The 504-nt window shown below is 64.1% G+C and carries 1 protein-coding gene; it reads left to right on the top strand.

Translation table 11 applies throughout. The features are described 5' to 3' along the window. On the top strand, positions 1 to 504 hold a 504-nt coding region (locus FP421_RS04390; protein WP_159948012.1), incomplete at both ends, for a DUF5131 family protein.

Raw genomic sequence — 504 nt, forward strand, 5'->3', positions numbered from 1 at the left:
GCTGCATCATCAAGGCGACAGATATCAACCCGGGCGCACTGAAAGCTTGGCCTCTCCCGAACGTCTGGCTTGGCGTCACTGCCGAGGACCAGGCGCGCGCCGATGAGCGAATTCCTGACTTGCTGGCGACGCCAGCAGCCAAGCGGTTCATTTCAGCCGAGCCGTTGCTCAGCCCGCTCGACGTCAGGTGGGCGCTCGGAAGCCCTATAGAGATCGCCGCCGGCTTCCTTGCGCGCGGGCATTTTGCGCCGGGACTGGAGACACTTCGCCCGCTCGATCAGATCATCACCGGCGGCGAGAGCGGCCCCAACGCGCGGCCATCGCATCCCGATTGGTTCCGGTCCCTGCGCGACCAATGCGCCGTGTCCGGGACCGCCTATTTTTTCAAGCAATGGGGAGAATGGGCGCCGGCTGGCGGCTGGTACGAAGATCATCCCGTTTCTTTGCCGCTGCGCGGACTTGGGCCGAACGGCTGGACTGATGACAACGAGGTCCTTGTGTCCA

This window comes from Polaribacter septentrionalilitoris (genome assembly GCF_009832745.1).
Classification (GTDB): Bacteria; Bacteroidota; Bacteroidia; order Flavobacteriales; family Flavobacteriaceae; genus Polaribacter; species Polaribacter septentrionalilitoris.